This window comes from Roseibium sp. (assembly GCF_050301095.1).
Lineage (GTDB): Bacteria > Pseudomonadota > Alphaproteobacteria > Rhizobiales > Stappiaceae > Roseibium.
Genome location: NZ_JBNKYW010000143.1, coordinates 1 through 9821, shown reverse-complemented (window position 1 = coordinate 9821; position 9821 = coordinate 1). Strand labels below are relative to the sequence as shown.

The 9821-nt window shown below is 61.4% G+C and carries 10 protein-coding genes; 2 read left to right on the top strand and 8 right to left on the bottom strand.

What is annotated here, in order from left to right:
* Nucleotides 1–329 precede the first annotated feature (329 nt).
* The gene (locus ACQY7U_RS13380; RefSeq protein WP_428645208.1) at nt 330–962 is read right to left on the bottom strand and encodes a MarC family protein; all 633 of its coding nucleotides are present in this window, start codon (nt 960–962) and stop codon (nt 330–332) included.
* A gap of 40 nt (nt 963–1002) precedes the next feature.
* Complete coding sequence (def, locus tag ACQY7U_RS13375; protein WP_428645207.1) at nt 1003–1521, bottom strand: peptide deformylase; 519 nt, start codon at nt 1519–1521, stop codon at nt 1003–1005.
* A gap of 125 nt (nt 1522–1646) precedes the next feature.
* Between def and ACQY7U_RS13370 the strand changes: the two genes are divergently transcribed.
* Nucleotides 1647–2834, top strand: a complete 1188-nt coding sequence (locus ACQY7U_RS13370; protein ID WP_428645205.1) for a DNA recombination protein RmuC — start codon at nt 1647–1649, stop codon at nt 2832–2834.
* Here ACQY7U_RS13370 and ACQY7U_RS13365 read toward each other — a convergent pair.
* From ACQY7U_RS13365 to ACQY7U_RS13355, 3 genes are all read right to left on the bottom strand, one after another.
* Nucleotides 2831–3709 (bottom strand): C40 family peptidase, encoded by an 879-nt coding sequence (locus ACQY7U_RS13365; protein WP_428645203.1) that lies wholly within the window; start codon nt 3707–3709, stop codon nt 2831–2833. The two genes, ACQY7U_RS13370 and ACQY7U_RS13365, sit on opposite strands and share 4 nt — an antisense overlap.
* Nucleotides 3710–3739: 30 nt before the next feature.
* A complete protein-coding gene (locus ACQY7U_RS13360; protein WP_428645202.1) occupies nt 3740–4090 on the bottom strand; it encodes a MarR family transcriptional regulator in 351 nt (116 codons plus the stop codon).
* An 84-nt stretch (nt 4091–4174) separates the two neighbouring features.
* A complete protein-coding gene (locus ACQY7U_RS13355; protein ID WP_428645200.1) occupies nt 4175–5569 on the bottom strand; it encodes a leucyl aminopeptidase family protein in 1395 nt (464 codons plus the stop codon).
* 233 nt (nt 5570–5802) lie between these two features.
* Between ACQY7U_RS13355 and ACQY7U_RS13350 the strand changes: the two genes are divergently transcribed.
* Nucleotides 5803–6576 carry a tetratricopeptide repeat protein gene (locus ACQY7U_RS13350; RefSeq protein WP_428645199.1) on the top strand — a complete coding sequence of 258 codons (774 nt, stop codon included), beginning with the start codon at nt 5803–5805 and terminating at the stop codon, nt 6574–6576.
* 429 nt (nt 6577–7005) lie between these two features.
* On the opposite strand, the gene ACQY7U_RS13345 is transcribed toward ACQY7U_RS13350, so the two are convergent.
* The 3 genes from ACQY7U_RS13345 to ACQY7U_RS13335 all read right to left on the bottom strand — a co-directional run.
* Entirely contained in the window at nt 7006–7992 is a 987-nt protein-coding gene (locus tag ACQY7U_RS13345; RefSeq protein ID WP_428645197.1) for a type II secretion system F family protein, read from the bottom strand.
* A gap of 8 nt (nt 7993–8000) precedes the next feature.
* On the bottom strand, nt 8001–9020 hold the full coding sequence (locus ACQY7U_RS13340; protein WP_428645195.1) for a type II secretion system F family protein: 1020 nt from the start codon (nt 9018–9020) through the stop codon (nt 8001–8003).
* A 7-nt stretch (nt 9021–9027) separates the two neighbouring features.
* Nucleotides 9028–9821, bottom strand: a 794-nt coding sequence (locus ACQY7U_RS13335) for a CpaF family protein (protein ID WP_428645193.1), incomplete at its 5' end; no start/stop codon positions are given.

Sequence of the window (9821 nt, the reverse complement as noted above, 5' to 3'; positions counted from 1 at the left end):
TCCATCAGGGTCGGCACCGAAAAGTCGGGGGTGCCCATGAAAACAACGCGTAGAGGCATGAGGCTCCTGAAGGGTTTGAAAGCTTTGCGCCCTTATTGCGCTTTCAACGAGGCCTTGCAAGGGGCGGCTTGGGGTGAGCGGAAGTGCGTCTGTCTTTGCTCGAACATGGATTGCTTCATGCACCCAACTCAAACCCGCCCTCATCCTGAGGAGGACCGCAAGGTCCGTCTCGAAGGATGGGCCGCGAACTCCCGAGCAAGGGGCCCATCCTTCGAGACAGCGCTTCGCGCTTCCTCAGGATGAGGCGGAGTTTTGCCTCGAGGTTATTTCTAAGCCAGCCCCGGGAGCAGGGCCTTGATGCTGTCGACCATCATTTCCATGGCGATTGCCGCCAGGATCATGCCCATGAGACGGCTCATCACGCTCGTTGCGGTCTGGCCGAGGAAACGCGACAGGAAGGGCGCGGCAAAAAACGTGACGATCAGGAGGCCGATCGCAGCGGCAATGGCGGCGACATAGGCGATTTCCTGTTTCAGGTCGCCCACCTGACCCCGGAAGATGATCATGGTCGAAATCGACCCCGGCCCGAGCAGTATCGGCACCGTCAGCGGATAGATTGCCGGATTGTCCTGCTCGCCATGATGCTCTTTCTCTTCGTCCGTGCCGTGATGGGCCTTGCTCTGCTCACCTGAAATGAGGTTCAACGCAATCAGCAGGATCAGGAAGCCGCCGGCAAGGCGGAAGGCATCGAGGCTGATGCCGAAGACCTTCAGGATGGTATCGCCGGTCAGGCCGATGATGGCGGCGCCGACGGACAGGCTGATCAGTAGCGTGAAGGCGACCTTGCGTTCGAAGGCCGCGCCCTTGTCCGCCGTCAGCGACAGGAACACCGGCAGGTTGGCGATCGGGTTCATGATCGCAAAGAGCGCGGCGAAAAGCTTCAGGAAAAGTCCCTGATCCATATGTGCCGCCCCCAATGTTTGCGCGCCGGCTTCCCGGGCTTTAAAGCTTGCCCGCCAGCTTGGCCTGTTTGGTGAACTTCTTGACCACCCGGTCACGCTTCAGCTTCGACAGGTAATCAATGAACAATTTCCCGTTGAGATGGTCAAGCTCATGCTGAATGCAGGTGGCAAGCAGGCCGTCGGCCTTGATCTCCTGTTCAGCGCCTTCCCGGTTCAGGAACTGGACCGTCACTTCCGCCGGGCGCTCGACATCCTCGAAATACTCCGGGATCGACAGGCAGCCTTCCTGGTAGACGGAGGTTTCCTCGCTGGACCAGACGATCTTCGGGTTGATGAAGACCATCGGCTCCTTCGGCGCATCTTCCTTGGCAACGTCGAGCACGAAGAGCCGCTGCAGAATGCCGATCTGGCTGGCCGCAAGGCCGATGCCGGGGGCTTCGTACATGGTTTCAAGCATATCATCCGCAAGCGTACGGATGTCGTCGTCGACCGATTGGATCGGCGCACAGACTTCGCGCAGAACCGGGTCGGGAATGGTGATGATCGGTCGTATAGTCATGTGCCTCACATAAGTAATCGAACCGCGCCGGTCAACGCGGAAAGTGCGCTGTCCCCCTAGGTTTTCAACGCTTCTGCTTCACCGTGCTGATGCATGACCGGCCCGAATCGTTCTATGTTTGTTTCATGAACGAGATCCTGTTTGAGTTGAGTGGCCGTCCGGTGACGGTTCTTGAAACCGCGATTGGCGGTGGCCTGTTTCTGCTGGCCCTGATTTTCTGGCTGGCCCTGAAGACAGTGCGCGAAATCCGCTTGCGCGCGGAAGCAGACACGGCGTCGGCGGAGCGTATCCATGAACTGGAAAGCCACCTCTCCCAACTTCTGAAATCGCAGGGCGAAATGACCGGCCGCATGCAGACCATGGCGGAAGTCTTCGGCTCGCGGCAGTCGGACATGATGCGCGCCGTCAACGAGCGTCTCGACGGCATGGGCCACAAGCTCGGGCTGTCCATGGCAGACACCAGCAAGCGCACCCAGGACGGGCTCCGGCACCTGCACGAGCGCCTCGCTGTCATCGATCGGGCGCAGCGCACCATCACGGATCTCTCCGGACAGGTCGGCCAGCTTCAGGCGATCCTTTCCAACAAGCAGACCCGCGGCGCCTTTGGCCAGGGGCGGATGGAAGCCATCGTCCAGGACCAGATGGCGCCCAGCACCTACTCCTTCCAGGAGACGCTTTCCAACAACAGCCGCCCGGATTGCCTGATCCACATGCCGAACGGCGCGCCGCCGCTTGCCATCGACGCCAAGTTTCCACTCGAGGCGTTCAATCTGCTCAAGAAAGCGGAAACCGAAGACCAGCTCAAATACGCACAGGCGCAATTCCGCAAGGACTTTACCAAGCACATTCAGGACATCAGCGAGAAATACCTGCTGCCGGGCGAGACGCAGGACACGGCCTTCCTGTTCGTACCCTCCGAAAGCGTCTTCGCCGAACTCAACGAGGGCTTCGAGGATCTCGTTCAAAAGGGTCACAGGGCGCGGGTGGTCATCGTCTCCCCGTCGCTTCTGATGCTGTCCATCCAGGTGATCCAGTCGGTCCTGCGCGATGCCAAGATGCGCGAACAGGCCCATCTCATCCAGGCCGAGGTCGGCCATCTCGTCGCCGACGTCGCCCGGCTCAACGACCGGGTCGGCAAGCTGCAGTCCCACTTCGCGCAAGCCAACAAGGATATCGACCAGATCCTGATCTCGTCGGACAAGATCTCCAAGCGCAGCCGAAAGATCGAGGATCTGGAACTCGGAGATAACCAGGGCGACGGCAAGGAGGTTTCGCCGCCGGAGCCGCAATTGTCCCTGGCAACGAAGTCCTAATCCACGACCGGCCGCAGCCGCCTTGCCCTGGTAATCTCTCCCCATTCCGTCGCCGCGATCCGCGCAACCGCCTGATCGAGCGCCTCATAGGCAACTGTCATGGTGTGGCCGTTGGCATGGATCAGCCGGTTGGAACCGGTGACGATGGCGACATGGCCCTTCCAGAAGATCAGGTCGCCGCGCGTGAGTTCGGAGAGATCGTCATGCGGGATTTCCTCGCCGGCTTCCGCTTCCTGCATGTAGGTATCGCGCGGAATGTCTATGCCGCCGGCCTGGGCGGCAAGCTGGATCAACGCCGAACAGTCGAGCCCGACGCTGGAACGCCCGCCCCACAGGTAAGGCGTGCCCAGCAGTTCCTCGGCAACGCCGACCCAGTCGTCGTCGCAGGCTTCCAGCGGCACCAGATGTTTTGCAACGACAGCCGAGCCGTCGCTGAGGATCGCGTACGTCAGGCCGCGCGTTTCCCGTTCGCCAGCGACAGTCACCTTGGAACCGAGTGACAGGAGGCCGCGCGGCGGATACTTCAGGTCCGCACCCGGATAGCGGTAGGTTCGGAGCGCACGCACCCTGTGGGTGGCCGTCGTCACCGCCCCAAGGCCATCGGAGGAAAACCAGCCGACATAACCGTCCGTGTCGAGCTGCCCCCAGGCCCAGCCTTCCGGCGTCTGCTCATAGACGGTGATCCATTCCCCGCACAGTGCTTCGGTATCTATCGGCTGGTCGGGACGCGGATCGGGCCTGATGGCCAGCCGGTCGGCGGTCACCTGAAAGACCTCCCCCTCGACAAAACGGGCAGCTTCCACCCGGCCTTCATAATCAATGGCGGCAAGGTCGGGCCGGACCGGATGTCGGCGGCGGTCAAAATCTTGGCTCATGAAGTTCCGTTCCAGAAAATGCGCGGGCAGTCAGCGCGGCAGTTCTTTGGCCTTTTCGACCACGAGGTCGCCAAGATGCTCCAGATACAGCGCGCCTTCAACCGTCCGGGTGATGATCACGTTGCGCTTGTCGGCCTCGTCGCGCTTGCGCGACAGCAGACGCATGCCGCCGAGCGTGTCGAGAGCGCGGGTGATCGCGGGTTTGGTGACGTTCAGCTTGGATGCAAGCCCCCGCACCGTATGGGGCGGCGGCTCCAGGTAGACCGTCAGGAGAATCGTGAGCTGGCGCGCGGACAGGTCCTGCTCGCTGTCCCGAACCAGCGCCAGATTTACCTCGTGCATCAGTTTCAGCGCCTGGGAGGCGCGTATGTCGACCGCCATGTTTCTCCAGAATCCCATCCGGGAACGGTTCGCTTGAACCGCTCCAGTCCGCGGACAGTGAAGCACAAAAACGTTTCGGAGCCGTTATTTTTTGGCTTCAAAGCGCTCCGTGACCAGGTCGAAAAGGCAGCGGATCGCTTGCGCCTCGCCGCCGGCGGGCTTGCCGGGCTTTTCGATCGGCGTCCAGCCGAAGATGTCGAAATGCGCCCAGCTTTGGGTGTTCTCGACAAATCGGGACAGGAACAGGGCCGCGGTCACGGACCCGGCAAAACCGGCACCAATGGTGTTGATGTGGTTAAGGTCCGCCACCTTGCTGTCGAGGTATTTCATGTAGGGCTGCCAGAGCGGCATGCGCCACAGGGGATCGTTGGCGGCCTCGGCCATGACCGCAATGTCTTCGGCAAGCTCCTCGTCGTGGGTGTAATAGGGCGGCAGGTCCGGTCCGAGCGCGACACGCGCGGCCCCAGTGAGGGTCGCCATGTCGATCAGCAGATCGGGGCTTTCCTCGTCGGCCAGTGCCAGCGCATCGCCCAGCACCAGCCGCCCTTCCGCATCCGTGTTGCCGATCTCCACGCTGAGACCCTTGCGGCTGGAGAGAATGTCGCCCGGACGGAAGGAATTGCCGGAAACCGCATTTTCGACACACGGCACAATCACCCGGAGGCGCACCGGCAGCTTCGCCGCCATGATCATGGACGCAAGGCCGAGCACATTGGCCGCCCCGCCCATGTCCTTCTTCATGAGGGCCATTGAAGAGCCGGGCTTCAGGTTGAGCCCGCCGGTATCGAAGATGACGCCCTTGCCGACAAGCGTCACCTTCGGGGCGTCTTCCGCTCCCCAGGTAAAGTCCGCCAGACGCGGTGCCCGGCTGCTGGCGCGGCCGACCGCGTGAACCATGGGGAAATTCTGTTCCAGCAGGTCCTCGCCGACAATCACGCGGCCGCTGCCGCCATGGGCCGCGAAGGTATCCGAAATGGCGGTTGCCAGTTCTTCGGGACCCATGTCGTTGGCTGGCGTGTTGATGAGATCACGGGCAAGCCGGACCCCGTCCAGGATGATCCGGAGCCTGTCGAGACCGGTCTCGCCGCCTATTGCCAGTCGGCGTTTCTTGTCCGGTTGCTCGACGTAGCGCGTGAAGCTGTAGGCAGACAGCGCAAAGCCAAGCGCCGCCTGTTCCGCGTCGGGAAAACCGTCGGCAAGATGGTAGTCGCCTTCGGGCAGGGATTTGACGAGGCCGCCAAGCGCAAACGGATTTGCGGCATCGCCTTCCTCAACCCCGAACAGGACGGCGGCCCCTTCACCGCCCTCGCCCGGCACCAGCAGAAAGCTGGACGCCTTGCCGGTGAAGGCGTTCAGAGCGCACCAGTTGGCTGCGGCAGCCCCGAGCCCGGCAAGGACCTCGGGCAGCGTGGCTTCGGTAACGGCGATGATGGCGGTGGAAGCGGAAATGTCGCTTTTGCGGACAAGGCATTCACGCACGGGAAATACTCCGTTGAAGGGGATTCGCTGTGCAACACATTAGCCGGGCCGCAAACGGACGCAAGCGGGACCCGGGACCATGCACTGCGCTTGGCCCCGGGCTTTTTGCATTCCGCAAGGGCGCTTAACCAAGCATTAGGGTTAATTGTCTATTTATCGAGGGAAAGCAAAATACCAAGGGTCAGGAACAAAGGTCCTTGGGAAAAGAGCTGCGGACAACAAGGATGTTGAAGATGCAAGCCCCCGGAACCCGATCTGTCCCTAGCCGCAAACGTGTCGTCTCGACGCTGATGGCCATGACCGCACTTGTTCTGGTCGCGGGCTGTGCCTCCAACAACAGCAACACCGGCACCCATTCTCCGGCCAATGGCTATACCACCCCCGGCTCGAACCAGGCCATGATGGCGGTGTCAAAGTGGTCGAAGTCCTACGAGAAAGACCGGAAGAGCCGCACGGCGATCCTCGGTTATGCCAATGCGCTCAGCCAGAACGGCCAGATGCCGCAGTCCATGGCGGTGCTGCGCGCCGGTGTGATCGCCCATCCAAAGGACCGCGAGATCGCGTCCGCCTACGGCAAGGTTCTGGCGATGAACGGGCGTTTCGAGGAAGCCCTCAACGTGCTTCAGCGCGCCCAGCAGGCCGACACGCCGGACTGGAGGCTGATGTCCGCGGAGGCGGCCATCTACGACCAGCTGGGCAACAATGCCAAGGCTCGCAGCCTCTACAAGCAGGCGCTGAAGATCGCTCCGGACGATCCGAGCCTTTTGAACAACCTGGGCCTGTCCTATCTGCTGTCGAACGAGCTGCCCGATGCCGAGTATACGCTCCGCCGGGCGGCGTCGCTGCCGGGAGCCGACAGCCGTGTCCGCCAGAACCTGGCGCTCGTCCTCGGGATTCAGGGCAAGTACGACGAAGCCATCCAGGTGGCACAGGCGGAGCTCGACCCGCAGCAGGCCCAGGCCAACATTGCCTACCTCAAGACGATGATGGAAAAACGCCGGGGCTGAATTCTTCCGCTTCACGCAAACCGCTTCAATCACAAACGCCGGGTGCTCCAGTCGCCCGGCGTTTGTGTTTCCGCGTCCGTATCGGCGTGCATGCACGCGCGTGCGAACCCGTCGAGCAATCGGCGCATGCCGCAGTTCCCGCTCTTGAAGCCGTCACGCGCGCGTCCTGCAGGATTGTCCGTTCAGGTCTCTCGGGAAAGAACGGAAACCAGTGCGTCAAAGCCTTTTCGCCATGCGCCGGATGTCAGGTGTCATATGTCAGGCAGGTAACGCACAAGGGTCCGCTTGGCCGCAAGATTGTTCGAAAGACCCGGTCCTTCCTTCCGCTCAATGCAAAAAAGCCTGCCGTCCCGCGTGATCACGGAAAGGCAGGCTGAACCAGATTGACGGCCAGGACCGGCGGCGGGAGGGCGCGTCCCCTCCCCGGCCTCAACCCGGGCTGCCGAAGGTGTCGATCACCTGCATGACGGCCGGGCCCATGATGATGAAGAACAGGACCGGCAGGAAGAACAGGATCATCGGCACGGTCAGTTTCGGCGGCAGGGAAGCTGCCTTGTGTTCGGCCATCTGCATGCGCTGTTCACGGGTATCGTCGGCCATCGTCCGGATGGCGGTCCCCACCGGCGTTCCGTACCGTTCGGCCTGGATCAACGCCATCATGACGTTCTTGACGCCTTCGACACCTGTGCGTTTTGCGAGGTTTTCATAGGCCTGGCGCCGCTCGCTGAGATAGCTCAGCTCGGCTGTGGTCAGGGAAAGCTCTTCGGCGAGAGGGATGGACTGGATGCCGACTTCTTCGGCAACCTTGTGAAAGGCCCCTTCGATCGACATGCCGGACTCCACACAGATCAGCATCAGGTCAAGAGCGTCCGGCCAGGCCCGCTGAATGGCGATCTGGCGCTTGTCGATCTTGTTCTTCAGGATGATGTTCGGCAGGAAGGCGCCGAGACCTGAAATGGCGATACAGAAGCAGATCTTGGAAAAGGCCGGCAGCGTCGGCGGCAGGATCAGGAACGCATAGAGCGTGGTGAACACCAGCAGGATGATCGGCACGGCAATACGTGCCGTCAGGAAGTAGTAAAGCGGCGCCGAACCACGGTAACCCGCCATGCGAAGGCGTTCGACCGTGTTGTCGTCCGCAAGCGTTTCCTTGAGGTTCAGCCTGTCGACAAAGCTCTTCATCTGAGCTTTGGGCTGGTTGCGCAAGGCAGCTCTCGGGTCGGACTGGTTGGCCTGCAGCCGGGCCCTTTCCCTGGCACGCAGCTTGTCCCTTTCAAGAGCGACCGACTTCATGCGGGATTTCAGCACGTCCCGGCTCAGCAGCGGCATCACCAGCGTGTAGATGGTGCCGGATACGGCGACCATTGCCAGGAAGGCGGCGAGAAACTGGCTCGAGGCAAGCGTTTCGAGATCCATGTTGCCTCCTAGAAGTCGAAGTTGATCATTTGCCGCATGACCAGGACGCCGATGAACATCCAGAACAGGCATCCGCCGATAATGATGTTTCCTGCCGTCGTCGTGAAAAGCAGCATGATGTAATTGGGAGCGATGAAGAAGATAATCGTGCCCACGCCGAACGGCATGGCGCCGATGATGCCGGCGGAGGACTTGGCTTCCGCGCTGAGCGCCTTGATCTTCCCCTTCATGGCCTTGCGGCCGCGCAAGACCTTGGACAGGTTTCCAAGTGCCTCGGCGAGACCGCCGCCGGCCTTTTGCTGGATCGAAACGACGATCGCGAAGAAGTTTGCTTCGGGCACCGGAACCCGCTCGGGCATCTTGGCGACCGCATCGCCGAGTGAGATCCCCATGATCTGCGTTTCGGTGATCTTGCGGAACTCGGTTGCTACCGGCTCGCGAGCCTCGCGGGCAACCACCTTGATGTAGTCGCTCAAGGGAAGGCCGGCCTTGACGCCGCGGACGATGATGTCAACACCGTTGGGCAGCTCATCCAGAAAGGCGTTGAAGCGGCGCTTGCGCTTGTTCGAAATGTACCAGCGCGGAAAGCCGAAACAACCGGCAAAGGCGAAACCGGCGGCGATCAGAAGATTGCCGCTGAGAATGAAACCCAACAGCAGGAAGACCACTCCGGAAATGGCACTGAAGAACGCGAAATGCTTCATCTCCCAATTCAGCCCGGCCTGTTCCATCCGGGCCTTCAGGCTCAATTTTGCCTGCTTGTCATGCTTGGCCTTCTGCCGTTCCTCGAATTCCTTGAGCTGATCCTGAATGGAGCGTTTCCGGCGGTCGTTGTCACGCAGCTGCTTGCGCTGGTTTTCGTTCTGCGGACGTGCGGAGACGGCGCTCAGCCGCTGGTCGCGGCGTTTGGTGCCCGACAGCGTTGGCTGAAAAAGACTGTAGATGATCCCTCCAACCGCGAGCATGACCAGGACGGCAACGGCAATGCCGGTGACCTGTGGGGTAAGGAAGTCTTCAAAACCGGACATCTTGATCTCAATCCGCTACGTAATCGGGAACTTCTGCAGCATCCAGGGCCTCGGCCAGACGCGATTCCTCGCCGAAGTATCTTGCCCGTTCCCAGAACTTCGGACGGCCGATGCCGGTGGACCGGTGGCGGCCGATGATCCGTCCGTTCGGATCCTCTCCGATCATGTCGTAGAGGAAGACGTCCTGGGTCGTGATGATGTCGCCTTCCATCCCCATCACCTCGGTCACATGGGTGATGCGGCGGGAGCCGTCACGAAGGCGGGCGGCCTGAACGACGACGTCGATCGAGGAGACGATCATCTCGCGAAGGGTTCTGGACGGCAGCGAGAAGCCGCCCATGGTGATCATGGATTCCAGACGCGAAAGCGCTTCGCGCGGGGAGTTGGCGTGCAACGTTCCCATGGAACCGTCGTGGCCCGTGTTCATCGCCTGCAACAGGTCGAAGGCTTCCGGGCCACGCACTTCGCCCACGATGATCCGTTCCGGGCGCATACGCAGACAGTTCTTCACAAGGTCGCGCATGGTGATCTCGCCTTCACCTTCAAGGTTCGGCGGCCGGGTTTCCAGCCGGACCACGTGCGGCTGCTGCAGCTGCAGTTCGGCGGAGTCTTCACAGGTGATGATGCGCTCGGTGTTGTCGATATAGGCCGTCAGACAGTTGAGCAGCGTCGTCTTGCCCGAACCCGTACCGCCCGAAATCAGGACGTTACAGCGGGACCGGCCGATGATCTGAAGAATGGTCGCCCCTTCCGGGGTGATCGAACCGAACTTCACCAGCTGATCGAGGGTCAGCTTGTCGC